The 25684-nt window shown below is 65.7% G+C and carries 21 protein-coding genes; 11 read left to right on the plus strand and 10 right to left on the minus strand.

Annotated features, from left to right (window positions below):
- Positions 1–295 precede the first annotated feature (295 nt).
- Positions 296–547, plus strand: a complete 252-nt coding sequence (locus tag J8I34_RS09430; RefSeq protein ID WP_209805902.1) for a hypothetical protein — start codon at positions 296–298, stop codon at positions 545–547.
- A gap of 195 nt (positions 548–742) precedes the next feature.
- On the opposite strand, the gene J8I34_RS09435 is transcribed toward J8I34_RS09430, so the two are convergent.
- Positions 743–1936 carry an acyl-CoA dehydrogenase family protein gene (locus tag J8I34_RS09435; RefSeq protein WP_209805903.1) on the minus strand — a complete coding sequence of 398 codons (1194 nt, stop codon included), beginning with the start codon at positions 1934–1936 and terminating at the stop codon, positions 743–745.
- 13 nt (positions 1937–1949) lie between these two features.
- Positions 1950–2702 carry an SDR family NAD(P)-dependent oxidoreductase gene (locus tag J8I34_RS09440; protein WP_209805904.1) on the minus strand — a complete coding sequence of 251 codons (753 nt, stop codon included), beginning with the start codon at positions 2700–2702 and terminating at the stop codon, positions 1950–1952.
- A gap of 135 nt (positions 2703–2837) precedes the next feature.
- On the opposite strand from J8I34_RS09440, the gene J8I34_RS09445 reads away from it, so the two are divergent.
- Entirely contained in the window at positions 2838–3503 is a 666-nt protein-coding gene (locus tag J8I34_RS09445; protein ID WP_209769255.1) for a GntR family transcriptional regulator, read from the plus strand.
- A 321-nt stretch (positions 3504–3824) separates the two neighbouring features.
- Entirely contained in the window at positions 3825–5300 is a 1476-nt protein-coding gene (glnA, locus tag J8I34_RS09450; protein WP_029049887.1) for a type I glutamate--ammonia ligase, read from the plus strand.
- 78 nt (positions 5301–5378) lie between these two features.
- Here the strand turns inward: glnA and J8I34_RS09455 are convergent, their stop codons facing one another.
- The 3 genes from J8I34_RS09455 to J8I34_RS09465 are packed head-to-tail and all read right to left on the minus strand — an operon-like array spanning position 5379 to position 8890.
- The gene (locus tag J8I34_RS09455) at positions 5379–7025 is read right to left on the minus strand and encodes a fatty acid--CoA ligase (protein WP_029049056.1); all 1647 of its coding nucleotides are present in this window, start codon (positions 7023–7025) and stop codon (positions 5379–5381) included.
- Between the two features lie 23 nt (positions 7026–7048).
- Positions 7049–7897 (minus strand): TauD/TfdA dioxygenase family protein, encoded by an 849-nt coding sequence (locus J8I34_RS09460; protein ID WP_029049055.1) that lies wholly within the window; start codon positions 7895–7897, stop codon positions 7049–7051.
- Positions 7898–7909: 12 nt separating this feature from the next.
- Positions 7910–8890, minus strand: a complete 981-nt coding sequence (locus tag J8I34_RS09465) for a quinone oxidoreductase family protein (protein ID WP_029049054.1) — start codon at positions 8888–8890, stop codon at positions 7910–7912.
- 191 nt (positions 8891–9081) lie between these two features.
- Here J8I34_RS09465 and J8I34_RS09470 point away from each other — a divergent pair, with 191 nt between their 5' ends.
- Together J8I34_RS09470 and J8I34_RS09475 are read left to right on the plus strand one after the other, a co-directional pair.
- On the plus strand, positions 9082–10104 hold the full coding sequence (locus J8I34_RS09470; RefSeq protein ID WP_035878382.1) for an AraC family transcriptional regulator: 1023 nt from the start codon (positions 9082–9084) through the stop codon (positions 10102–10104).
- A 48-nt stretch (positions 10105–10152) separates the two neighbouring features.
- Positions 10153–11169 (plus strand): AraC family transcriptional regulator, encoded by a 1017-nt coding sequence (locus J8I34_RS09475; RefSeq protein WP_029049053.1) that lies wholly within the window; start codon positions 10153–10155, stop codon positions 11167–11169.
- An 18-nt stretch (positions 11170–11187) separates the two neighbouring features.
- Here the strand turns inward: J8I34_RS09475 and J8I34_RS09480 are convergent, their stop codons facing one another.
- Positions 11188–11670, minus strand: a complete 483-nt coding sequence (locus J8I34_RS09480) for a VOC family protein (RefSeq protein WP_209805905.1) — start codon at positions 11668–11670, stop codon at positions 11188–11190.
- A 503-nt stretch (positions 11671–12173) separates the two neighbouring features.
- Here J8I34_RS09480 and J8I34_RS09485 point away from each other — a divergent pair.
- The 3 genes from J8I34_RS09485 (at position 12174) to J8I34_RS09495 (ending at position 18390) form a co-directional block, all read left to right on the plus strand.
- On the plus strand, positions 12174–13574 hold the full coding sequence (locus tag J8I34_RS09485; RefSeq protein ID WP_209768705.1) for a hypothetical protein: 1401 nt from the start codon (positions 12174–12176) through the stop codon (positions 13572–13574).
- A 153-nt stretch (positions 13575–13727) separates the two neighbouring features.
- Positions 13728–17147 carry an adenylate/guanylate cyclase domain-containing protein gene (locus J8I34_RS09490; RefSeq protein ID WP_209805906.1) on the plus strand — a complete coding sequence of 1140 codons (3420 nt, stop codon included), beginning with the start codon at positions 13728–13730 and terminating at the stop codon, positions 17145–17147.
- Between the two features lie 4 nt (positions 17148–17151).
- On the plus strand, positions 17152–18390 hold the full coding sequence (locus tag J8I34_RS09495) for a polysaccharide pyruvyl transferase family protein (RefSeq protein ID WP_209769253.1): 1239 nt from the start codon (positions 17152–17154) through the stop codon (positions 18388–18390).
- A gap of 93 nt (positions 18391–18483) precedes the next feature.
- On the opposite strand, the gene J8I34_RS09500 is transcribed toward J8I34_RS09495, so the two are convergent.
- A complete protein-coding gene (locus tag J8I34_RS09500) occupies positions 18484–19194 on the minus strand; it encodes an SDR family NAD(P)-dependent oxidoreductase (RefSeq protein WP_209768695.1) in 711 nt (236 codons plus the stop codon).
- 287 nt (positions 19195–19481) lie between these two features.
- Between J8I34_RS09500 and J8I34_RS09505 the strand changes: the two genes are divergently transcribed.
- Positions 19482–20393: a LysR family transcriptional regulator gene (locus J8I34_RS09505; protein ID WP_209768692.1), complete on the plus strand. Its 912-nt coding sequence runs from the start codon at positions 19482–19484 to the stop codon at positions 20391–20393.
- Positions 20394–20420: 27 nt separating this feature from the next.
- On the opposite strand, the gene J8I34_RS09510 is transcribed toward J8I34_RS09505, so the two are convergent.
- A complete protein-coding gene (locus J8I34_RS09510) occupies positions 20421–20885 on the minus strand; it encodes a RidA family protein (protein WP_029049046.1) in 465 nt (154 codons plus the stop codon).
- A gap of 333 nt (positions 20886–21218) precedes the next feature.
- Between J8I34_RS09510 and J8I34_RS09515 the strand changes: the two genes are divergently transcribed.
- The gene (locus J8I34_RS09515; RefSeq protein ID WP_029049045.1) at positions 21219–21911 is read left to right on the plus strand and encodes a TVP38/TMEM64 family protein; all 693 of its coding nucleotides are present in this window, start codon (positions 21219–21221) and stop codon (positions 21909–21911) included.
- A 220-nt stretch (positions 21912–22131) separates the two neighbouring features.
- Here the strand turns inward: J8I34_RS09515 and J8I34_RS09520 are convergent, their stop codons facing one another.
- Positions 22132–22920: a DUF899 family protein gene (locus J8I34_RS09520; protein WP_348635686.1), complete on the minus strand. Its 789-nt coding sequence runs from the start codon at positions 22918–22920 to the stop codon at positions 22132–22134.
- A 140-nt stretch (positions 22921–23060) separates the two neighbouring features.
- Here J8I34_RS09520 and J8I34_RS09525 point away from each other — a divergent pair, with 140 nt between their 5' ends.
- Complete coding sequence (locus tag J8I34_RS09525; protein ID WP_209768684.1) at positions 23061–23684, plus strand: FMN-binding negative transcriptional regulator; 624 nt, start codon at positions 23061–23063, stop codon at positions 23682–23684.
- Positions 23685–23778: 94 nt separating this feature from the next.
- On the opposite strand, the gene J8I34_RS09530 is transcribed toward J8I34_RS09525, so the two are convergent.
- The gene (locus J8I34_RS09530; RefSeq protein ID WP_209768682.1) at positions 23779–25518 is read right to left on the minus strand and encodes a tannase/feruloyl esterase family alpha/beta hydrolase; all 1740 of its coding nucleotides are present in this window, start codon (positions 25516–25518) and stop codon (positions 23779–23781) included.
- Positions 25519–25684 lie beyond the last annotated feature (166 nt).

Raw genomic sequence — 25684 nt, forward strand, 5'->3', positions numbered from 1 at the left:
TATAAATTTGCACCGAATCCGTGCAACGTGCAGCTGGGCAGATCCATTGGAGATGCAATGCCTCCTACGAATCTATGCCAGAACGCTGCTGCGCGGGTAAATGTTCTTGAATGAGTTCGATAGTTCCCGCCCGCCCTTCGAATAGGGCATTCCCCTAGCCGCTTTTCGGAAACAAGCCCTATTCATCAACCTACCGTCAGGGCATACATTGCAGTCGTACGAAGCTATGTCCTCAAACTGGAGCGAAAATGATTCGCGCCAGCTCTTGCAACCGCCATAAGTAGGAGGTGGAAAAATGGTAAAGACACTCATTCTGCTAGCTGGCGCGAGTGCGGCGCTTGGCTCCAGCCTGGCCTATGCCGGCATCGGGGCGCGAGATGTGTATACGGACGGCGCGAGCATCATGGGGCCGCGAGATCCATATTCCGATGGAAGCGCGAAGTTTGACGTCTACTCAGACGGGGCGAGAGTCATGGACAGGCGTGACGTGTTCACCGACGGCGCGAAAATCACCAACCGCGATGGCCTCGTAGAAGACGGTAAGTAAGCAACTACAGAATGGCCCCAGAGCGTCTGCAATAGTGGGGGCGCCCTACGTCGGCGGCCACGACCCAGCATCTTCCCCGAGCAACGGCGTCGGGGATTTTTTTATTCTTCGCTGACGACCGCGGCCACCTGAGCCGAAGAACGGGCATTCCTGGCCCGCATGCGCGGGCCGAAACGGCGCGGCACGCCGGCGGGCTCAGCCGTGGTGCCCCGTCCCCAGCGTGTCGCGCTTGATCTTCTTTGCCAGCGACCACTTGTGGACTTCCGTCGGGCCATCGTAGATCCGGAACGCACGCAGTTCCCGGAATGCCTGGTCGACGATGGTGTCGCGCGACACGCCGTTGCCGCCCAGGATCTGGACGCAACGGTCCGCGACGCGGAACAACGCTTCGGAGACGGCAACCTTGGCCATCGAGCTTTCGGTGGTGCCTGCCGACCCCGCGTCGAGCACGCCGGCGCACCAGTCGATCATCAGCGCAGCCTGCTGCAGGTCTATCAGGTTCTCGGCCAGCATGAAGCCGACGCCCTCATGGTCGATCAGCAGCTTGCCGAACGCCTTGCGCGTCGTAGCGTAGGCCCGTGCGATCTCGTCCGCCCGCGTAACCGTACCGAACCAGCGCATGCAATGCGAAAGCCGCGCCGGGGACAACCGTACCTGCGCATAGCGAAAACCTTCGTTCACCTCGCCCAGCACCTGGTCGGCCGGCACGCGCAAACCGTCGATGAGGACCTGCGCATGGCCGCCCGGCATCGAGCTGTCGATGGTACCCAGTACGCGCTCGGTGCGGATCGCCGGGTGCGGCAGGTCGACGAGGAACATCGTGGCCTGCGCGCGCTCACCCTCCCCGGTTCGGGCCATCACGATACCGACGCTGGCGCCTTCGGCACCGGTGATGAACTTCTTGCGGCCGTTGATCACCCAGTCATTGCCATCGCGGACCGCCGTGGTCTGCAGCATCGACGGATCCGACCCGGCGCCGCCCTCTTCCGCGGGCTCGGTCATGAAGAACGCCGAGCGGGCCTCGCCGCGGACTAGCGGGGCAAGGAAACGCGCCTGCTGTTCGGCGGATGCCACCTTGCCAAGCAGGAACATGTTGCCCTCATCGGGCGCCATGGTATTGACGGCGACAGGGCCGAGCGGCGACAGGCCCGAGCGCTTCAAGACAGCGGCAGTCTCCAGCTGGCTCAGGTGGCTGCCATCGGCAAGGATATGCGGCGTCATGACGCCTGCCTCGCGCGCCTTGGCACGCAGTTCCCCGACCAGTTCGGCCGAGGGCCCATGCGCGGTGCATCGCGCATCATGCTCGTACGGGGCAACGACATCGCGCACGAAACGCTCCACGCGGTCTGCGATGTCCTGGCTTCTTTCGGTGGGACAGGGGGTGAACATGGATGCCATTCCCTCAGAGTGTGTTGACCAGATGGCCGCCGTCGACGGCCAGCACGGTGCCCGTCATGTAGCGCGAAGCATCGGACGCGAGCAGTAGCAGCGGCCCGTCCAGATCCTCCAGTTGTCCGAGACGGCGCTGCGGAATGCGGCTGACAAGCGCCCTGCCCGCCTCAGTCTGCCAGAAGTCACGATTGATATCGGTATCGATGTAACCCGGCGCGAGCGCATTCACGCGAATGCCGTAGCGTGCCCATTCGAGGGCGAGCGTGCGGGTCAGCTGCACGACACCGGCCTTGGACACCGCATAGGACACCACGCCGCCTGCCTGCCGCAGCCCCAGGATCGACGCCACGTTGATAATGCTCCCGCCACCGCGCTCGCGCATGCCGGCGGCCAGCGCCTGCGCCAGGAAAAACATGCCTTTGAGATTGGTGTCCATCACCAGATCCCAGTCTTCTTCGGCATGTACGAGAGCCGGCCCCTCGCGTACCAGCCCGGCGTTGTTGACGAGAATATCGATGGGCCCGGCTTCTTCCACCAGGGCCGCGCGCGACGCGGCACTGGTCACATCGAGCGCCACGCAGCGGGCGCGCCCGTACTGTTCCACCATGCTCGCCACCGACTGCAGCGCGTCCAACCGGCGTGCGGCCAGCACCACGTCAGCGCCGTGTGCGGCCAGCCGTTGCGCGAAGTGCGCGCCCAGCCCGCTCGATGCGCCCGTTACCAGCGCGCGCTTGCCGGCAAGGCCGGGCAACGTTTCCGCCATGGTTGTCTCCATCCGTTTGTGTGATAGGATCATATTGTAGGATGACTTCATCCCATGTCAATGGCTCCGGATCCTGGTCCCGGCCAATCCATTAGAATGGCGCCCGTGCCACGACCAACCTCGTCTTCCTCTGCAATGTCCATCGATACACCCGTTGCGCCTGGCCCGGCGGACAGCAGCGCGTCTGATATCGTGTTTTTTGGGATCATCAACGGCCTGGAACTCGGCAGCTTCGTGCCGGGCCAGCGACTCGTGGAAACCGACCTCGTCGCGCATTTCGGTGTTGGTCGCAATTCGGTGCGCGAGGCACTGCAGCGGCTGGCCGCCGAAGGTATTGTCGACCTCCCGCGCCATCGAGGCGCGATCATTCGCCGGCTGACCCTGCAGGAAACCCTCGATGTCCTCGATGTGGCGGAGCGCATGACCGGTCTGCTTGCGCGCGCCGCTACGCGAGGCAGTGGTAACCGGGCACTGGCACAGGCGCTGCGCGCTTCGGTACAGGGGCTCGTCGCCGCAGAGAAGGCACATGACGACGAAGCCTTCTCAGGCACCAGACGGCATTTCTACCGCACGCTGCTGGAAATGGGCGACAACCGCGAGCTGCGCAGGCTGTTTCCGACCATCCATATGCCGATCGTGCATGCACAGCATCGACTGGCCTCGCTGCGAAAGATGCGGCTGGACGATTATCGGCACATCGCCACGGCCGTGCTGGCCGGCGACCCCGAAACCGCCGAGGCCGCCGGCGTGGCGCACGTGCAGAACGTGCGCCATGCAATTCTGGAGAGACAGCCCGCCTGAGATCAGGGCCGGCAATATGCGATCGCGATCGCTGGCAGCGGCAGATCCGTCTGTCCTTCCCGTCCTGTCGTATCGGGCCGCTCCCGGCCAGCTTCAGTCAGCCACCTCGCGCTCACCGTTGGCAATCGCCAGGATCCCCCAAAGATCGTCGTACATCACTTATCTCCGAGTTTCCGTGCTGTGGCGAACTCCTGATGAGCACGCGGATTTCACACATAGCGCCGCTTCGGAAAGGCTGCACGGGTTCGAGAGGCACTTTGCAATCGGAATTTGACCGACTAATGTTGGACTATGCTCCGGGGCCAGACGACGGAGGCAGTTATGAGCACGGTCTCAACAGAACCCGGCAGCTATCACGTTACACCGCCGCAAAACCCTGGTGAAGTCATCGCTCTGATCAGGAAGCACGGGATCCAGGTCGTTGACCTGAGGTTCACCGACTTGCCCGGCGTGTGGCAGCACTTCTCGATCACGCTGCCGGAAGTCAACGACGATTTGTTCTCGGCCGGCATCGGGTTCGACGGGTCTTCTATTCGTGGGTTCCAGGAAATACACGAGTCCGACATGCTGGTCAGGCCTGACCCGGCCACAGCGTTCGTCGATCCGTTTTGCACGGCACCAACGCTGGCGCTGATCTGCGATGTGCTGGACCCTGTCCTGCACCAGCCGTACTCGCGCGATCCGCGCCACATCGCACGAAAGGCGGAGGCGTACCTCCAGCAAACCGGCCTGGCTACGGTTTGCTACGTTGGCCCTGAACTGGAATTCTTCATTTTCGACTCGATTCGCTTCGGACAGGACCAGCACTCCGGCTACTACTATGTCGAATCTGCCGAAGGCGAATGGGCCTCGGGTCGTGACGAGGGCGGCTATGGCGGAGGCAATCTTGGCTACAAGCAGCACTACAAGGGAGGATACTTTCCGGTGCCGCCAAGCGATACGCTACAGGACATCCGCTCCGAAATCGTACTCGCGCTGATGCAGGCAGGCGTCCAGGTCGAGGTGCATCACCATGAGGTAGCCACGGCGGGCCAGAATGAAATCGACATGCGCTTTGCACCGCTGACCCGGATGGCAGACAACGTGATGATGTATAAGTACATCTGCAAGAATGTTGCACGCCGCCACGGCAAGGTCGCCACATTCATGCCCAAGCCCCTGTTTGCCGACAACGCGAGCGGCATGCATTGCCACCAGAGCCTCTGGCGCGGCGGCGAGAACCTCTTCTATGACGCGAACGGTTGGGCGCAGACGTCCCAGATGTGCCGTTGGTATATAGGCGGCTTGCTCAGGCACGCCCCCGCCCTGATGGCTTTCTGCGCGCCGAGCACAAATTCCTACAAGCGACTGGTCCCTGGATATGAGGCGCCTGTCAATCTGGCCATGTCGCAGCGCAACCGCTCTGCCGCCGCCAGGATTCCGATGGTTTCGGATTCTCCAAGCGCCAGACGCGTTGAATTCCGCTGTCCGGACCCGTCGGCCAATGCCTACCTGGCCTTCTCGGCAATGCTGCTCGCGGGCCTTGACGGCATTGAAAACCAGACGGACCCCGGCGACCCGATCGACAAGAATATCTACGATCTGCCACCGGAGGAAGCCGCCAACATCCGGCAGGTTCCAGGCTCGCTCGAAGAGTCGCTTTCCGCACTGGAATCCGACTCGGATTTCCTGCGAAAGGGGGATGTCTTCACCGAAGACCTGATCAGGACCTGGATTGACTACAAGCGCACACGCGAGATTGATACATTGAAGTTACGCCCGCACCCGTGGGAGTTCCACCTCTACTTTGACATCTGATCACCTGCGCGCCGTGCGCTAAAAAAAAAAGCGCCAATCCCCGCCTAAGGACTGGCGCCGAGCTCCTTACCTTCCCTCTCAGGCTGCGTCTTCCCGCAGCTGCTTCTTGTTGATCTTGCCGACGCTGGTCTTCGGGATTGCCTCGACAAACGTGATGCGGTCGGCTTCGGGCACCGCATACTTGCTGATGCGCTGCGACGCCACGTGTCCCAGCAGATGCCCGCGGACCTGCTCCGCATCCACGTCAACACCCGGCTTGCGCACCACGAAGGCCATCGGCCGCTCGCCCCACCGGGCATCGGGGACGCCGATCACGGCGCACTCCAGCACGCCGGGCACTTCGGTGATCAGGTTCTCCACCTCGATCGACGATACCCACTCACCGCCGGTCTTGATCACGTCCTTGATGCGGTCGACGATCTGCACGAAGCCGTCTTCGCCCATCACCGCGACGTCCTGGGTATGCAGGTAGCCGCCGGCCCACAGCTCTTCCGATGCCGCCGGCTTGCCGAAGTACGCCTTGGTCAGGAACGGCGCGCGCAGCACGATCTCGCCGCGGCTCTTGCCGTCGTGCGGCAGATCCTGCATGTCTTCGCTGACGATGCGGTAATCGACCAGCGTCACCGGCCGGCCGGTGGAGCAGCGCATGCGGACTTCCTCGGCGCGGTCCTTCGGCGCGCGCCCTGGCGGCAGCTGCGCCAGCGACACGATCGGGCCGGTTTCAGACATACCGTAGCCGGCGAAGATGTCGATGCCGCGCGCCAGTGCCGCCTCGCACAGCGCGGGCGGCAGCGCCGATCCACCGATGATGATCTTCCACCCTGACAGGTCCGGCTTGCCGTCGGCAGACGCCTGCAACAACATCTGCAGGATGGTCGGCACGCAGTGCGAGAACGTGACCTTCTCCGTCTCGCGCAGCTTCAGCAGCTGGTCGGGCACGTAGCGGCCCGGCAGCACCGTGCGCAGTCCCAGCATCACGGCGATATACGGAATGCCCCATGCCAGCACGTGGAACATCGGCGTGATCGGCATGTAGACATCCTCGCGATGCATGCGCTGCCCCTCGCGCGGCGAGCACAGGCTGGTCGCCGACGCCAGCGTGTGCAGCACGATCTCGCGGTGGCTGTAGCAGACCCCCTTCGGGTCGCCGGTGGTGCCGGTCGTATAGAAGGTGGCGGCCTTGGTGTTCTCGTCGAAGTCCGTGAACTCGAAGTCGGCCGACGCCTGCGCCAGCAGCGCCTCGTACTCGCCGGCGAACGGCACGCTGGTCTTCGGCACGTCCTGGCCATCGGCCAGCAGCACGAAGCGCGGGTTGCCGGTGAGCTGCGGGCGGATCTGCTCGATCACGGGCAGGAAGTCCGGATGGACCAGCACGATCTCGGCGGCGGCATCGTTGAGCGTATAGAGGATCTGCTGGGGCGACAGCCGCACATTCACGGTGAACAGCGTGGCCCCCATCATCGGCACGCCGAAATAGCATTCCAGGTAGCGGTGGCTGTCCCAGTCCATCACGGCGACGGTGCTGCCATGGCGGATGTCCAGCGCGGCCAGTGCCGAGGCCAGCTTGCCGATGCGGTGGCGGAAGTCGCGGAAGGTATAGCGCATCTCGCCGCGATAGCTGATTTCCTGGTCGCCGTAGAGGCTCAGGGCATTGGTCAGCAGCTGCTTGACCAGCAGCGGATAGGCGTAGGCCGACTTGGCCGGGGTGATCAGGTTGTCTTGCATGCTCGTTTGCTCAAAGCAATTGTTCAGTACGGCCGCGTGCCGATGATGCCGGCCCGCTCCATCTTGCGGTGGCAGGGCGGATAGTCCATCACCGCGTAGTGCTGTGTGGCGGTGTTGTCCCAGATCGCCACGCTGTCGGGCGCCCAGCGCCAGCGCACCTGGTACTCGGGGATATAGGCCTGGCTCACCAGGTAGCGCAGCAGGTCGGCGGCGCCCGGATTGGCGTCCTGCCCGAAGCGCACGCGCGCGGCGGTGTGGTAGTTGGTGAAGTGCGTGGTGAAGGCGTTGACGTAGAGCACCTTCTCGCCGGTGTCCGGGTGCGTGCGCACGACCGGATGCTCGGCGTCAGGATACTGAGCCTTCAGCGCCAGGCGCTTCTCGATCGGCATGGCGGCGCCGAAGCTGGCTTCGATGCTGTGGCGCGCGCGCAGGTCGGCGATCTCTGCCTTGATGTGGTCGGGCAGCCGTTCGTACGCCAGCGCCATGTTCGCCCACATGGTGTCGCCGCCGACCGGCGGGCATTCCACGCAGCGCAGCACGGCACCGAACTGCGGCGCCTCGCGCCACGTGGTGTCGGAATGCCAGGCGTTCTCGTAGCGGTCGTTCGGCTGGTCGGGCGTCTTGTAGATGCGCACCAGGCCCGGGTGCTCCGGATCGCTGCCGGCCACCGGATGGTCCTCCAGTTCGCCGAAGCGGCTGGCGAAGGCAACATGCTCGGCCCGGCTGAGCTTCTGGTCACGCAGGAACAGCACGCGGTGCTGCAGCAGCAGCGCGCGGATCTCGGCGAACAAGCCGTCATCGCGCACGGCATCGGCCAGGTTGACGCCGATCAGTTCGGCGCCCAGCGCGCAAGTGAGTTGTTGGACTCGCATGGCATTGGCTCCTCAGATGACAAAGATCGACGAACCGGTGGTCTTGCGCGACTCCAGGTCGTGGTGCGCCTGCACCGCATCTTCGAGCGCGTAGCGCTGGTTGATCTCGATCCGGATGCGGCCAGCGCCCACGTGGTCGAACAACTCCCCGGCCAGCTGCGACTTCTCGGCGGGATCGAAGATGTAGTCGGCCAGCGCCGGGCGCGTCAGGAACAGCGACCCCTTCATAGCCAGCAGCACCGGGTCGAACGGCGGGATCGGGCCGGACGCAGTGCCTACGCAGACCATGGTGCCGCGGCGCCGGAGCGAATCCAGCGACGCCGCGAAAGTGTTCTTGCCGACGCTGTCGAACACCACCGCCACGCCGACACCGTCGGTCAGCTCGCGCACACGCTTGGCCACGTCTTCATGGCTGTAATTGATGATGTGGTCGCAGCCATGGGCGCGGGCCACTTCGGCCTTGGCCTCGCTCGACACCGTACCGATCACGGTAAGGCCGAGCAGCTTGGCCCATTGCGAGACGATCAGTCCCACGCCGCCTGCCGCCGCGTGCAGCAGGATGGTGTCGCCGGGCTGGAATGCATGGATGCGGCGCATCAGGTAGGCGGAAGTCAGGCCGCGCATGGTCATGGCCGCGGCGGTCTCGAAGCCGATGGTGTCGGGCAGGCGGATCAGCGGCGCCGCGGGCACCAGGCGCTCGGTGCTGTAGGCGCCCAGCGTGTTGATGAAGCCGGTATACGTGACGCGATCGCCCACGGCGACGTTGGTCACGCCCGGCCCAATGGCCTGCACCACGCCCGCGGCTTCGACGCCCATGCCGGACGGCAGTGGCACCGGATACGTGCCGTTGCGGAAGTAGGTGTCGGCGTAGTTCAGGCCCACCGCCACGTGGCGGATGCGCACCTGCCCTGCACCGGGATCTCCCACCTGCGCGTCTTCGTAACGCAATACCTCCGGGCCGCCAGTCTCATACATGCGGACGATCTTTGCCATGCAATTGTCTCCTTGGAACACTGCGGCACCAGCGTGTGCCGCCTATGCATGCAATGTAGGTCGCCGCGGCCCCGGCAGCTTTGCAATAGGCACCAGCCGCTTTGCATTTCATGCCAACCGCGCATATCATGCCGGGCAAAGACCATGCGGCAGCCCCAGGCAAGCCCGCCGCCATAAGCAGGGAGACAACATTGGACACGCTGGTACGTGCCGCGGCACTGACCAATTTCTTTGAAGTGGCCAGCGAACTTGGCCTCAATACGCAGCCTTTGCTGCGCACCGCCAGGCTCAGCCGGGCGCTTCTCGCGGATCCGGACCAGCGCATTCCGGTGAGCGCCTGCGCCACCCTGCTGGAAGCCGCCGCCAAGGCCGCGGACTGCCCGACCTTCGGGCTGCGCATGGCGGAATCGCGGCAGCTTTCGGACTTTGGCGTGATGAGCCTGCTGATCAGCCAGCAACCCACGCTGCGCGCGGCGCTCGCCACGATCATCCGCTACCGGCACCTGGTCAACGAATCGGTGTCGATCCTGCTGGAAGAGGCCGGCGGCGCGGTCATCATCCGCCAGGAAATCGTGCTGGACCAGCCTTCGCGCCAGGGCACCGAGCTGGCGCTGGGCGTGGTGTTCCGCCTGTGCCGGGCCTTGCTGGGCTCGCATTGGCGCCCGTTGAGCATCAACTTCACGCACCCGGCGCCCGACGACCAGCGCGTCCACCGGCGCCTGTTCGGCTGCCCGCTGGAGTTCGACAGCGAATTCAACGGCATCGTGTGCCGGGCAGCCGACCTCGACGCGCCCAATCCCACCGGCGATCCGGCGATGGCGCGCTATGCCGAGCGCTTTGTCGACACGCTGCCGCGCATCAACGCGCCCAGCATCGGCCGGGACGTACGCAACGCCGTCTACCTGATGCTGCCGATGGGCCGCGCCACCTGCGAAGGCGTGGCGCAGGGGCTGGGACTGAGCCTGCGCACCATGCAGCGCCAGCTCGACGAAGCCGGCGAAACCTTCACCGATATCCTCAATGAAGTGCGGCGCGAACTGGCGCTACGCTATGTGGAGAACCCGCAATACGCCATGTTGCGGGTGGCGGAGCTGCTGGGATACAGCTCGGCCAGCACCTTCACGCGCTGGTTCTCGATCCAGTTCGGCGAACCGCCGCTGGCATGGCGCCGGCGGCACGCGCATCCTGCGGGCTCTGAGGGAGTGCGGCGATGAGCGCGAGCACTTCGGACCGCTTGCATTTCGCGACACTGGAATAACGCGATGTCCTACTATCTGCGCAGCGCCAGCCTTACCAACTACGTCGAAGTGGCCCGCGCCGTCGGCCTGGATCCGCACCAGCAGATGCGCGCCGCCAAGATCAGCCGCGACGTGCTGCTCGATCCCGATATCCGCATCCCCGCCGCGCTGGTGGGACGGCTGCTGGATGCCTCGGCACGCGCCGCGCAGGTGGACGACTTCGGCCTGCGCATGGCGGAGCTGCGCCAGTTCTCGAACCTCGGGCCGCTGGCCTTCGTGGTGCGCGAGCAGCCCACGCTGCGTCGCGCGCTGGAGTCCATGGTGCGGTACATGGGCCTGCAAAACGAATCGCTGGCCATGCGCCTGGAGGAATCCGAAGGACTGGTCATCATCCGGCTCCATGTCCTGAGCGAGGAGTCCGGCGTGCTGCGCCAGGCCACCGACCTCGCCGTGGGCGTGATGTTCCGCATGCTGAGCCTGTTCCTGGGCACCTCATGGCGCCCGCGCAGCATCTGCTTTACCCACCCGGCACCCGCGAGCGTGGCGACCTGCATGCGGGTGTTCGGCATCGAGCCGCTGTTCAACCAGGACTTCGACGGCATCGTCTGCGCCGCCGCCGATCTGGAGGCCCCGCTGCCGTCCTACGATCCGGCGATGGCGGGCCAGGTCAAGCGTTACCTCGGCAGCCTCCTGGCCCAGGCCAATGCCACCGCGCCGGACAAGGTGCGCAAGCTGGTCTACGTGCTGCTGCCAACCGGCATGTGCTCGGTGGACCGGGTGGCCCAGCATCTCGGCGTGGACCGGCGCACCATCCACCGCCGCCTGGCGCGCGAGCAGACCAGCTATTCCGAGATCCTGAACCAGGTGCGTGCGGGGCTGGTGGTCGGCTATATCGAGAACCCCGACAGGCCGCTGTCGGAGGTGGCGACGCTGCTGGGATTTACTTCACTGAGCACGTTTTCGCGCTGGTTCAGTGGCGAGTTTGGCTGCAGTGTGTCGAAGTGGCGGTCACAGCAGGCACAGCAGGCACAGCACGCGTAGGGGCGCGGGGCGCCGGGATCAAGCCCCCCGCCGGGCCGCCTCGATTTTTGCGATATCGATTTTCCGCATCGTCATCATGGCGTCGAACGCGCGCTTGGCTGCCGCGCGATCGGGGTCGGTGTACGCCGCGGTAAGCGCGCGCGGGGTGATCTGCCAGGACACTCCCCACCGGTCCTTGCACCAGCCGCATTCGCTTTCCTGGCCGCCATTGCCGACAATCGCATTCCACAAGCGGTCGGTCTCGGCCTGGTCGTCCGTCGCGATCTGAAATGAGAAGGCCTCGCTGTGCTTGAAATGAGGGCCGCCGTTCAGGCCGATGCAGGGAATGCCGGTAACGGTGAACTCGACTGTCAGGACATCGCCTTCCTTGCCGTCGGGATAGTCGCCAGGGGCGCGATGGACGGCCTTGACAGCGCTGTCGGGGAAGGTCTCGGCATAGAAGTTCGCGGCATCCAGCGCGTCGCGGTTATACCACAAACAGATCGTATTCTTGCTCGGCATGGTGTGTCTCCTGGAAAGGTGAGCACGGGCATCCGTGGTCGTCGAACACTCAAGAGCGTCCGCCGGGCACGGTTTGCCGGTCGTCCGCCTCAGGGGTCGATATTAGCCCTATCTTGTCGCCCACCCAATGTGGAGAAAAAGCCACTCCGCGCAGTGCGTGCCTCGAAACGCCCTCTCTATCCCCGCCACTGCGGCCGGCGCTTTTCCACGAATGCCGCAATCCCCTCCTTCGCACCACCGACCATGCGGCACATTTCTTATCGTGAAAGCGTCGCTTATTGCCTTTGCAGGGATCCATGACCGTCGCCTATCCTGTCCTAACCGGCAGATTAATCTGTGCGGAACCAGACATAGCAGAACAATAACAAGGGGATATTCCCCAAAAGCGGGCTGATGCGAGAAGCGCGCGCCGTCCGCGCGACCGGCCTGGCTGGAGTCAAGGGGATGCAACCATCGCACGCGGTGCTGTAGCGGCCGCGGGCGAGATACTCCATTGACAAAACATGGCCGATGCATTCCTGTTCAGCAAGCCGTTCACGTTTCTCGCCTGTCCCGGCATGTCCGAGGTCAGGGCCGGCGTCGATGCGCTCGAATCCCTGCCCGGACATATGTTCTGGCTCGAGAACGAAGACTTCATCCGCCACGTCCACGTGCCGGACTTCCTCGCGCAGAGCCGTGCCGCGCTCGAAGCGGTGATGCCCGGCGGGGCCGCGCTGGTCGACGCGAAGGCCGATGAGATCCGGCGCAGCACGCATCTCATCCCTGCCTTGCAGCGCCTCGATGCGGAAGCGGCCGCCGCCGCCCACTCGTATTGCTACTGGCGCTATTCCGCCGACGTACTCGGACGCTCGCAAGGCATTCCGCGCAGCGCAATCGAGCGCCAGTTCGACCGCGCGGTCGCGCCGCGCGACGGTGCGCACAAGCTGGAATGGATCTGCCCGTGCTGCGACGGCCAGGCGCACTATCAGGTCGATGGACTGCTTGCATCGCAACGCGCCTCGCGCCAGGGTGGCTTTTCGGTGGAATGCCCGCACTGCGGGCACCGGGAACGGCTCTATGCCGGCTTCCTGCACGCGGGCCGCCTGGAGTGTCATTGCAGCGTCTGCACCAGCTTTATCCAGACGCTGGCAGGCCAGCTTGCCAGGCCCGCGCGCAAGCTGGCGGGCGGCCTGGAAGCATTTGCCTGGAAGCAGGCCGCCGATACCGTCGCGGAGATCCACGAGCTCAAGGAAGCCGCCTTGCAGCGGCTGGCGCGGGGCGACAGCCCTTCGGACAACGCGATGGCATTTGCGCTTGCCGTGCAGGCGGACAGCGGCCGCCCCCTTCCGGATATCCTCGGCCAGATCGATCCCACGCTCGACGGGAGGTTCGACAAGAACCCTCGCGTGTGGGCCCTGCTGTGCGAGCTGCTGCAGGAAGGCGTGCTCGACTGCCAATGCACGATCTACGACCAGGACGGGCGCCAGCAGGTGGCGCTGGAGCTTGCGTTGCTCGACGACGACCCGGCCGCGGCCAACCCCGCGGCCCAGGAGCAGCTCGGTACGCTGCTGAAGGGCTACCAGCCATCGGAGCGCGACGCCTTCATCGGCTGGCTGCAGGCGCTGAAGGGCTTGCGGCTGTGCGCGGCGCGTTTCAATGTCGCCGTCGACGTGTCCTGGAAGACCAGCGTCGAGCATTGCCGCATCCTGACCGCGCGGCAACCGGACAGCGTGGCCGCTCCCGGCACGCATGCCAGCGCCGCCCCGCAGCGCTTGCAGCCCACGCGGCGCCTGCGGCGCCCGGAACGGCCGGTGTACCTGGATGCCGAACTGGAGGCAGTGCAGCTGTTGAAGTCCCTCGGGTATATCGTATTCAGTCCGGAGGATATCCGGTCGCAACATGACCATCTGGAAGACATTTCGTAGCCCCCCGCTGAACTGAGACTGGACGTGATCGGCGCGCTCCGAAGCTGACCTGCCCGCCGGGTCGTGCCGGATGGCAAGGTTCCTGGCAGCGCCTCTTGCGATGGACGGCTTTGCGCACTAATCCTATGAAGGAAGCGTCCCCGAGGAGGCCCCATGGCGCAGTGCACAAAGTGCGGATGCGATAACCCCGCGGGGGCCAACTTTTGCCAGCAGTGCGGCAGCGCCCTCGCCCGCCAGTGCCGCCGCTGCGGCCATGCCCTGGCGCCGGCGGCGCGCTTCTGCAGTGCTTGCGGCGAACCTTGCGGCGATCCGGCACCCGCTGCGCCCTCCGCGCCGGCCTCGCCGATCTCGCCGGTCTCGCCCGTGTCCTATACGCCGCCCCACCTGGCCGAGCGCATCCGCAGCGAGCAGGCGGCGCTGGAAGCCCGCGGCGAGCCCGCCGGTGAGCGCAAGACGATCACTGTCCTGTTCGCGGACATGGCCGGTTCGACCGCCCTGATCCACGACCTGGACCCGGAGGACGCCCACCGGCTGATCACGCCGGTGATCGACCTGATGATGGAGGCGGTGCACTACTACGAGGGCTACGTCGCCAAGTCGCTGGGCGACGGCATCCTGGCGCTGTTCGGCGCGCCGATCGCGCACGAGGACCACCCCCAGCGTGCGCTCTACGCCGCGCTGCGCATGCAGAAGGCGATGCAGCGCCACAGCGACCGGCTCAGGCTGGAGCAAGGCATTTCGCTGCAGATCCGGGTCGGCATCCACACCGGCGAGGTGGTGGTGCGCTCGATCCGCAAGGACGACCTGCACACCGACTACGATCCGGTCGGCCACACCATCCACATTGCCTCGCGGATGGAGACCATGGCCGCGCTGTCATCGATCTTTGTCAGCGAATCCACACACCGGCTCGCCGAAGGGTATTTCGCGTTCAAGCCGCTTGGGGTTGCGCAGGTCAAGGGCATCCCGATGCCGCTGGCCGTGTACGAGCTGACCGGCATCGGGCCGCTGCGCACGCGCCTGCAGGTGTCGGCGCACCGCGGCCTCGCGTGCTTCGTCGGGCGGGACATGGAACTGGAGACGCTGCAGCAGGCGCTGCAGCGGTCCGCGGAAGGACACGGGCAGATCGTCGCGGTCGTCGGCGAGGCCGGGGTCGGCAAATCGCGCCTCTTCCACGAATTCAAGGCGCGCGCGCCCGGCGGCTGCCTGACGCTGGAGACGTTCTCGGTGTCCCATGGCAAGGCCTTTGCCTATCTCCCGCTGATCGAGCTGGTCAAGAACTACTTCCAGATCGAGGTCCAGGACGACGAACGGAAGTGCCGAGAAAAGGTTGCGGGCCGCGTGGTGATGCTCGACCGGACCCTGGAAGACGTGCTGCCGTACCTGCTGCACCTGCTGGGCATCAGCGAGCCCGGCTCGGCATTGCCGAACATGGATGCGCTGATCCGGAGGCAGCGCACGTTCGAAGCGATCACCAGCCTGCTGGCGCGCGAGAGCAGCAATCAACCTCTGGTGCTGTTGTTCGAGGACCTGCAATGGCTGGACAGCGAGACCGAAGCCTTCCTCGATGTCCTGGTCGAGCGCCTTTCCGGCGCCAGGATCCTGCTGCTGCTGAACTACCGGCCGGAGTACCAGCATGGATGGAGCGGGAAGGACTGCTACACGCCGCTGCGGCTGAATCCGCTGGGCCAGGCGGAGGCCGGGCAACTGCTCACCGCGCTCCTTGGCGACGACCCGGCGCTGATGGCCCTCAAGCGCCTCATCCTGGCCAAGACCGAGGGCAATCCCTTCTTCATGGAAGAGGTAGTGCAGACCCTGTGCGAGGAGAAAGTGCTGCTTGGCGAACCGGGCCATTACCGCATCGAGGAGACACCCACGGCGCTGCATATCCCGACGACGGTGCAAGGCGTGCTTGCTGCCCGCATCGACCGGCTGTCCCGTGCCGAGAAGGACCTGCTGCAAACGCTGGCCGTGATCGGCAAGGAATTTTCCCTCAGCCTGATCCAGCGCGTGGTCGCGCAGCCGGATGAACAGTTGCGCCCGCTCCTCGCCCAGCTGGAGGCGGGCGAATTCATCTACGAGCGGCCGGCGTTCCCCGACACCGAATACACGTTCAAGCACGCGCTGACCCAGGAGGTGGCCGGCAACAGCCTGCTCACGGAGCAACGCACCGCGCTGCACCAGCGCACGGCGCAGGCGATCGAGGCGCTCTTCCAGAACCAGTTGAAGGATCACTACGGTGAACTGGCCCGGCACTACAGCCTCAGCGGCAACGGTCCGAAGGCGGTGGAATACCTGCAGTACACGGGACAGCAGGCCGTCCAGCGCTCTGCCTACCAGGAGGCGATCAGCCACCTGGATGCCGCGCTGGAGTTGCTCGGCCGCCAGCCGGATACGCCGGAACGCGCCCACCAGGAACTCGTGCTGCGGCTGGCCATCGGGCCGGCGCTGATCGCCGCCCGGGGCTTTGCCGCATCCGAAGTGGAAGCGACCTACAGCCGCGCGCTGGCCCTGTGCGGCCAGGGCAGCGATACGCCACAGCTGTTTCCGACGCTGGTGGGGCTGCGTAGCTATTTCTCGCTGCGCGCGGAACATGCGAAGGCTTACCGGCTGGGCAAGCAGCTGCTGCGGCTGGCCAGGCAGACGAACGATCCGGAGCAGTTGGGAGAAGCGCATGTGGCGCTCGGGATGACCGCGTACTACTCGGGGAGATTCGGCGCCGCGCGTACCCATCTGCGCGATGCCCTTGCGATCTATGGCTCGGGACCGCATCTCACCCACCTGAATGTCCATGGCGTGGATCCGGAAGTGCGCGCCCTGTCGGCTTCAGCGCTCGTGCTCTGGACTCTTGGCTATCCCGACCAGGCCCTCCAGTGCGCGCAGAGCGGACTTGCGCTGGCGCGGCAGCTATCCCATCCCTTCAGCCTGGCGCATGCCCTGTGCCAGGTAGCGGAACTGCACCAGTTCCTCCGCGAGCCGCGGCTCACGCAAGAATATGCCGACGCCGCCATCACGCTGTCGACCGAGCATGGCTTCCCGCTCTGGCACGCGTGGACGACGCTCCTTCGCGGCTGGGCGCTGACAGAACAGGGGCAACAACAGGCCGGAATCGTACTGATGCAAGAAGGGCTGGCTGCCTATCACGCCACGGGCGCAGTCCTGGGCAACTCCCACTTCCAGTGCCTGCTGGCCAATGCCTATGGACGCCAGGGACAATGGCAGGCGGGGCTGGACGCGCTTGCAGCGGCGAAAGACGCGGTGGATCAGACCGGGGAGCACTATTGCGAAGCGGAGTGGCACCGTATCAAGGGCGAGCTGGTACGGCAACGCTCGGCTGTCGAGGGGCAACCTGAAGGCGAGGCGGAAGCGCAAGCGTGTTTCCACAAGGCGATCGAAGTCGCTCGCCACCAGCATGCCAGGTCGCTGGAGTTGCGGGCCGCGCTGGATCTGGCGCAGCTATGGCGGCAGCAAGGCCAGGAGCAATCCGCCACCCAGTTGCTGGCGGACATCCGGGCTGCGTTTACGGAAGGCTTCGACAGCGCGGACATGCAGGGCGCGCTTGCGTATCGTTGATGCGATGCCGGGGCCCGGATTCCAGGAGCCGGCAGGCGCCGCGGACTTCACGATCCTGTTCGGCGCCTTCGACCGCCACAACTTCGGCGACCTGCTGCTCGCGCATGTGGTGCGGCGCATGATCGGCCAGGACGGCCCCTGTGCCAACCTCCTTTACGGAGGCCTCGCCGGGCGCGACCTGAGGCCCCATGGCGGCCATCAGGTCCACGCCCTGGCGCGTCTTTCCGCCACAGTGGGCGACGCCGCCGTCGATGTCATCCACGTGGGCGGCGAAATCCTGACCTGCTCGCTGTGGGAAGCGGCCGTGATGCTGCTGCCGCCCGAGCAGGCCGAGGCGGTGGTGGCGCAGCTCGATAGCCGGCCGCACGCGCGCACCGCGTGGGCGCGCGACCAGTTAGGCGTGCCGGACCTTGTTCCCTACCTGTTGCCTGCGAACCTGTTTGTCAATCTCCGGCGCGTGATCGTCCACGCCGCGGGCGGCATCGACCTTGGATCGGTCGAGCCTGGCATGCGCGCCGAGGTGGTAGCCAAGCTTGGCACCGCCACCAGCGTCGGCGTCAGAGACCGGCAAACCCTGACCGTGCTTGCCGAGGACGGCATCGATTGCCGCCTGGAGCCGGATCCGGCGGTGCTGGTGGCCGAGCTGTTCGGCGAGCGCATCCGCCGGCGCGCCGGCCATGGCGAATGCGCCCGCATCGGGTCGGGTTTCCCTGGCGGATACCTGGCGGTGCAGTGCAGCGCTGATTTTGGCGACGACGAAACCCTATCACGGCTGGCGTCCCAACTCGATCGCGTAGCCCGGGACAGGCACCTGGGCGTGGTGCTGTTCCGCGCCGGCGCCGCACCGTGGCATGACGACCTGGCATGCTACCGGCGCCTCGCCGCGCGGTTGTGCGGCACGCCCGCCGCGCTGTTTGGCTCGCTTGAGCTGTGGGATATCTGCGCGCTGATCGCGCACAGCCAGGGCTACATCGGCAGCAGCCTGCACGGCGGCATTGTCGCAGGCGCCTTCGCGTTGCCGAGGCTGGGCCTGCTGCGGCCCGCGCAACCGCCCGAAGCCAGCAAGCAGGTTGCGTTCGACGCGGCCTGGGGGGCCCCGGGCGCGCCCGGGGCCGTCCCAGTGGAGAAGCTTGCGGCAAGCATGGACCAGGCGTTGGCAAGCGGGCCCGCACAGCGCCGCGAGCTGGCCCGGGAATGGGTTGCGGCATGCCGGACTGCATTCAAGCTGGTTCAGGACGGCTAGCACTCCGGACGGCTGGCACGGGTGGGCCAACGCAAGACGGCGCGACAGGGTATCTGCCCCATCGCTTTGTCGCTCCCCTTGCGGGCCGGAGACTCAGTGCCCGGCGCTCTGGCCGCCGTCGACATGCAGGATCTCGCCCGTCACGAACGGCGCGCGGTCAAGGTACAGCACGGCATCGACGATATCGCGCATTTCCCCCATATGCCCCACCGGATGCAGCGCGCCCAGCGCCTCATGCGTTTCCGGCGGGTGCATCGGCGACTTGATGATGCCGGGCGATACCGCGTTGGCACGGATTCCGGTCTTCGCATACTCGATCGCCAGCGACTTCATCGCCGCGTTCAGACCGCCCTTGGTCAGCGAGGCCAGCACCGACGGCACGCCGCTGATCGCATGGTCGACCAGGCTGGTCGTGATGCTGACCACATGGCCGCTGCGCTGCTTCTCCATTTCGGCGATGGCCAGTTGCGTGATATGGAAGAAGCCCGTCAGGTTGATACCCGTGACGGTGGCATAGTCCTCGTCGGTATAGCTGGTGAACGGCTTGGCGACGAAGACCCCGGCATTGTTGACCAGCGTATCGATGCGGCCGAACTTTGCCACGGCTTCCGCGATGACGCGGCGCGCGGTGGACGGATCGGCGATATCGCCGGCGACCGCCAGGATATCCTGGTCGTCAGACGGCTTGATGCTGCGCGCCGTGGCGACCACCCGGTGTCCGCGCTCGCGGAATGCCTTGACCAGTTCCGCGCCGATGCCTTGCGATGCGCCGGTGATGACGACAACCTTCTGTGCTGCACTCATTTTGTAACCTCGATGTCAGTTGACTCGGCCCTCTGGCCGATCGGGCCAACGGCTCCGATGGGCTCAAATCTAGGGGAACGGTCGCGGCATTCGAAGACCTCCACGGAACAAACAGTTATGCACGCGCGGAACAAATGGCGCCGGGAGCACCGTTGCCGAAGCGGCGCGACATAGGCTCCCGGCCGCTTTAGCGCCCGGGAGCCTGCCGCCATCGACTTCTGGCAAAGGCCCACATATGATGGCGACACCGCTCCCCCCCACCCCCATCCACCGCCTGGTCCGCACCGATGAAAAGGCAATTCGATGACCTCCAGCTCGGCAGCATCGAGCTGTTCTGCCTGGCCGCCGAACTGGGCAGCTTCACCGCCGCCGCGGTCGCGGCCGGCGTGACGCCGCCGGCGGTCAGCCGCACCGTGCAGCGGCTGGAGGAACGGCTGGGGGTCCGCCTGTTCGTGCGCACCACGCGGCAGATCCGCCTGACCGACGAAGGACGGCTGTATTTCGAGCAAAGCCGGGGCGCGCTGGCGCAACTGCTGGATGCGGAGCGGCAGGTCAGCGGCCAGCGCGCTGCGCCCGCGGGCCGGCTGCGGATCAGCTTGCCGACGCCATATGCCCACTACCGCGTGCTGCCGGTCCTGCCGGCATTCCGGGCGCAATACCCGGAAGTCGAGGTCGACGTGCACATCAGCAACCGTAACGTCGATTTCGCGGATGACACCTATGACCTGTCGGTGCGCGGCCGCGCGCCGGACGACTCGAACCTGATTGCGCGCAAGCTGGAAGATGCCGAGCTGGTGGTCGTGGCGACGCCCGCCTACCTGCAGCGCGCCGGCACGCCCCGGTCACTGGAAGACCTGCTCAGGCATGAATGCATCCAGTTCGAACGCCCCAGCAGCGGCCGGCGCATTCCGTGGACCTTCCGCGTCAATGGCGAGGACATTGATATCGCCACCACCGGCGGCTATGCGGCGACCGAAGATATCCTCGGCGGGGCCACGCTGGTGCGGGCCGGCGCCGGCCTGTTCCAGACCTATCGCTTCGTCGTGGAACAGGACTTGCGCGACGGCACGCTGGTGGAAGTCTTGCAGGAATTCAGCGGCAGCACGCGGCCGTTCGTGCTGCTTTACCCGTCGGCCCGGCACGTGACGCGCCGCGTGCGGGTCTTCGTCGACTTCCTGGTCGAGAAATTCTCCGCGTAAATTTCCACCTGGACGGGCACGCCGCGCTCACGCAGGCCTGACCTGCGCAATGACCACGAGGATCACCGCTGCATTGGCGGGCTGCTGGAAGTGCGAGGAAATGGTCCGCGCATGGCCGGCCTTGTCTCCAAGCACATCGCGGAACAGGTCGGAAGCGCCGTCGAGGACCGCCGGCTGGTCGAACCAGCCCGGCGCACTGGCAATATGGCCGTCGACGCGGACGATGTGGTCCAGGCGCTCGAAGCCACCCAGGTAAGCATCGATCTGCGCCAGCACGTTGAGCGCCGCGAGTTCGGCGGCAAGCTTGCCCTGCTCAACCGTCAGGTCCTTGCCGATCTGGCCTTGCCAGGCCACCTTGCCGTCCTGCCATGGCAACTGGCCGGAAATAAAGAGCAGGTCTCCCGCCTGGCTGACGGCGGTATAGCTTCCCAGTGGTTGCGGGGGCGGCGGCAGCGCCAGGCCGCGCGCCGAAAGTCGTTCATGTACGGGCATCGTGTATTCCAGTCAGGTCGGGTGTGCTGACAACGGGCAGGAGTACCGTGCCGCCTGCCTGACGGCAACAGCAGTCTTCTCCTCCTCCTGTCAGGCTCACTGTAGGTGCGCGTTGACTGGAAATACAGGCACTGGCGGGAACAGGAATAGAAACGTCATGGAACAAGCCAGCCGGCCTGCCCCGGACTCGTCAGGTTCCATGGATTTGCAGGAGCGCAGTCGGGCCGTTCGGCCGCTTCGCGAACGAAGGGTGCGAACGGGTTCGGTGGTCGACAACTGCCAATGTCTCAGCGGCGTCGAAACTTCGACCATGCCCGCGGTTCTAATTTTTGTATGCTGAGCAATTTGTCTGCCAATCGGCGCACCATCTGGTTCTGGGCTGCGATCGGCACCATGGCGGTGCTGGTCGCATTGGTCGTCCTGTCGCCGCCTTTCAAGGGCTTCGCCGACCAGGCCATCGCCTGGGCCCAGGCGACGATGGAACAGCACCCCGGAACGGGCGTGCTAGTCTTCTTCCTGTTCTCGGCTGTATCTGCCATGCTCGCATTCGCCTCGAGCGTGGTCCTGGTGCCGCCTGCCAGCGCGGTGTGGGGCAAGCCCCTCACCGTTCTTCTGCTCTGGGGTGGCTGGGTGCTGGGCGCTGTTGCCGCCTACGGCATCGGCCGGCTCGCCTATCCATTGCTTGCCCGCAGTGGTTACGCGGACAAGCTGGCGAAGTACCAGAACTATGTGTCGCAGCGCATGAAGTTCTGGGCCGTGCTGTTGTTCTGCATCGCGGTGCCATCGGAAATTCCCGGCTATCTCTTCGGTACGATGCACTACCCCTTCCCGAAGTTCCTGGCCGCCATCGCCATCGCCGAAACGGGCTACGGGATCGGCATCGTAGTCGCGGGCGAGAGCCTGGCAATCGACCGCCCCCTGCCCTTCCTCATCGCCGTCGGCATCCTGGCGATCGTCGCGGTGCTGGCGGGCCTGGCGCTGCGTACGGCCAGGAAGCGCAAGTCTGGCGGCCTGCGTCGGCGCTGAGGCCGCCGCCTGCTGCCCGCTCTGAAGGTGCCGGCAGCGCACGCGCATTGAGTTCACAAGCTCGGCGATTTGCAGCGCTTCCCCACCGCCGTCGAACGAAAGCGGCTGGGCGAGATCGTCAAGGCGGCCAGGATGCAAGAGAAGTGATGGCGGCGCGGGCCATCGCGATGGCCCGCGCTCTCAGGCATCCGGTGACTAGGTCCAGGCTGCGCGTGGCGCGCTAGTAGGCCAGCTTCGGCATGAACTGCCCGCGCCCCTCGGGCGTCATGTCGAGCAGGCCCCAAAGCGCACTGACAGCATCGCCGGAGCGATGGTCGATGCCAGGTTCCGATGGCGCCCAGGTAAGGTCGCTGCCCCAGAAATGTCGGACCTTGCCATTGTCGAGACGGAATACGTTGAACGCGGTGTCGTCCCATTCCTCGCCAGGCTTGCCGCCGCTCAACGCCCGTATCTCCGCCGGCAGTTTCGTCGAGTCTCCGAAATAGTCGGCGTCGTAGCTGTTGCCTGCGGTCGAGAGAAACTGAAGATGCGCCCATCCCCGTTCGCGCGCCCACGCGACCAGCCGCGCGATTGGCGACTTGGCGACGATGTAGAGCGCAGCGCGCTGGCCGATATGCCTGGCCGCGCCGTTGACGGAGTCAAGCAAGAGCGTGCACATCGGGCATGGCGTGTCGCGGTCCGGGCCGTACATGAAGCTGTACAGGATCAGGGTGGGATGCGGGCCGAACAGCCTGGACATTGCGACCGTTTCGGGCATGCCGGTCGCGCCGATACGCTCGAACAGGTAGTCCTGCGGCACATCGCCGCCTGGCGGCAGCGCGCGGCGCTGCGCTGCGACGGCCTCGATATGCCTTCGCAAGGCAATTTCCTCTTCAAGCAGTGCATTGCGCGCCTTGCGGTATTCGGCGCTTTCGTTGGGATAAGTGATGTGCGACATGCTTGTCTCCCGCGGTTTGCTGCCTGTTAGTCCGTCAAGGCCGGGATCGGTTCGTCCGTGCGATGCCGCCACGCCCGCCCTGCGAACGTGGCGCCCGGTCGCGTGCCGGCCGGCTGGCGAAACTGGCCCAGAAGAAATCCTGGAAACTGTCCCTTCCGATTGCGCCAGTTACAGGTCACAGTACCTGCGACGCCCAGGACACCGTTAACCCTATGTACATCCCTGCCCACTTCGCCGAAACCCGCCCCGAAGAACTTGCGCGCATCATCCGAGCGCACCCGCTCGGCATGCTGGTCACCCAGGCAAGCGGCACCCTGGATGCCGACCACATTCCGTTCGAGTTCGACGCCGACGCGGGACCGCACGGCGTGCTCACCGCCCACGTGGCGCGCGCCAACCCGGTCTGGCAGCGCTGCGCTGCCGGCACGCCGGTCATGGTCGTCTTTCGGGGCGCCGAGGCCTACATCTCGCCGAACTGGTACCCGAGCAAGCAAGAGGCGCACCGCCAGGTGCCGACCTGGAACTACGAGGTGGTACACGCGCACGGCACGCTCACCGTGCATGACGACGAACGCTTCGTCCGGCGCATCGTCGCGCGCCTGACGCGCCGGCACGAAGCGGACGAACCCAGGCCGTGGAAGATGGGCGATTCCGCGCCCGAATTCATCGACGGCCTGCTGCGCCATATCGTCGGCATCGAGATCGCCGTCACTTCGCTGCAGGGCAAGGTCAAGCTGAGCCAGAACCGGGAAGCGCGCGACCGGCTGGGAGCCGCGGAATCGCTGGAGGCGCGGGGATACGGCGGGCTTGCGCAGTCAATGCGTCGCGCCGGGTAATGCAGGCCGGGTAATACAGGCCGGGTAAGGCAGGAATGCAAAAAAAGGCGAGCCGCGCGGGCTCGCCACTCATTCTGCTACGCCTGCCTGCGCATCATTGCGTCGCGCAGGTAAAGCTCGATGCCGCGTTGACATCGCCGGAGCCGTTGTACTTCGGCCAGGTCGGGTATTCGCACAGCGGCCGCGTGCGGCCCGACACGCCGATCGTGTCGGTCACCGTCAGCGAAGCCGGCGCGGTACCCTGCTCGACCCACTTTTCAAGCGCCGTCAGCGAATCCCACGCAGCATTGAACACCGAGCTCACCGAGTGGCCATAGCCCGGGATCTCGTAGTAGCGCATGAAGTTGCTGACATTGCCCGCACCCATCGCGCCCTGTACGCGCGTGAAGTAGTCCTCGGTCGCGCGCGTGCTGACCAGCGCATCGGACATGCCGTGCGCCATCAGGATCTTGCCGCCCTTGTTCATGAACGCGGACAGGTCGGTCTTGTTGATGTCCTGCAGCCCGGCAAGCTGGCTGATGCGGTCCTGCCAGGGTCCCGGGTTCTGCGGGTCGAGCGTGAGCGAGTTGAAGGTCGGATCGCGCGTGACGAAGTAGCGCACCCACTGGTCCCAGAACACGCTCAGGTACGGCGCGGTAGCCGGCATCGGATTGACCGGGGCATCGAGGTTGAGCGCCAGCGCAATGACCGTCGGCTGGACGGATGCGTTGCCGGCCATGCCGAGGTCGGCGCCCCAGACGTTGAAGCCCGGATACTGCGTCTCGCCGCTGCCCAGCGCATAGCCGAACACGATCTGCGAGTTGTACACCTTCAGCGCGTTGATCTGCGCGTCGGACAAGCAGGTGTCGCCGGTGTCGGCGCCGTTGGCGCAGCGGACCGGCTGGCCGTTGAGCATCGCCGTGGACGGATCGAAGCTGGCATTGCAGGCGGCGACATTGCTGATCAGGCCGTCATTGACGCCGTCGAGGTTGTCGCACGCAGCAATGGCGGCGTCGTACAGCACCTTGCGCTTGGGCTGGTTCGGGTACGCGCCCGGCGCGGCCAGCGCGCGGGTGATGCGGCCGAACTGCAGATCCAGGCTGGCGGCATTCCAGGCGGGATAGAGCACGATGGCGCCATCCCAGTCCTGCGGCCAGCGCTGCACCACGGCCAGCGCTTCGCGGCCGCCGGTCGATCCGCCTGCAAAGTACGCTTTCTTCGGGCCATCGGCCTGGTAGTGCATCTGGATCAGCGCGATCGCGACGTCGCGCGTCTTCTTCAGCGCATCACCGGCATAGTTGCGCAGCGCCTCGTCATTGGTGCCGAACGAGCCGTCGCGGCTGCCGAGCGCGCCCGCCTGGTGGCCGGAATCGCTGGCGAAGGTGGCATAGCCGCGTGCCAGCGGCGAGGGCTGGTCAGTCGGGCCGGCCGGCACATTGCCTGCCGTGTTGGGGATGGTCCCGTCATAGCCACCGCCGCCGAACATCACCACCTTCTGGTTCCAGCTGGCGGGCATGTTGACCTCGAACCGGATCGATGGCGCCGTGGGATCGACGGGCGCGATGGTCCCGGTCACCTTGCAGTACGCGCCAGTGCCCAGCTGCCCGCCGCCGGTCGCCGGCACCATGTCGGCCTCGGCAACCGTTGCGCCCTTGGTGGGCAGGCCGATGCTGCTCGCGGCGACGGTCTTGCCCGGCAGGTTCTGGCACGATACCGGGGTCTTTACCGGCGGGGAATGGTCGTCGTCGCCGCCGCCGCCGCAGGCACTCAGCACAAGGCCGGCCGCGGTCGCAACAAGGACGGGGGCCAGTTTAAAGGTCACTGGCAAGACTCTGCTTTGCATGTCGGTTGACATTTGTCTTCTCCACGGTGTCTCCTGGGGACGGGATAGCGCCAGCGGGACCGGCCCGGCGGGATATCCTCGGCGCCTGCGTCTGCATTCGGCATGCCAGCGCGCAGGTGATGAGACGGATGTGGAGCGCGAAACATGCTCCGCACTGCGGAGGCGGAGGGCCGGGTGG

The organism is Cupriavidus phytohabitans (assembly GCF_017815025.1).
Lineage (GTDB): Bacteria > Pseudomonadota > Gammaproteobacteria > Burkholderiales > Burkholderiaceae > Cupriavidus.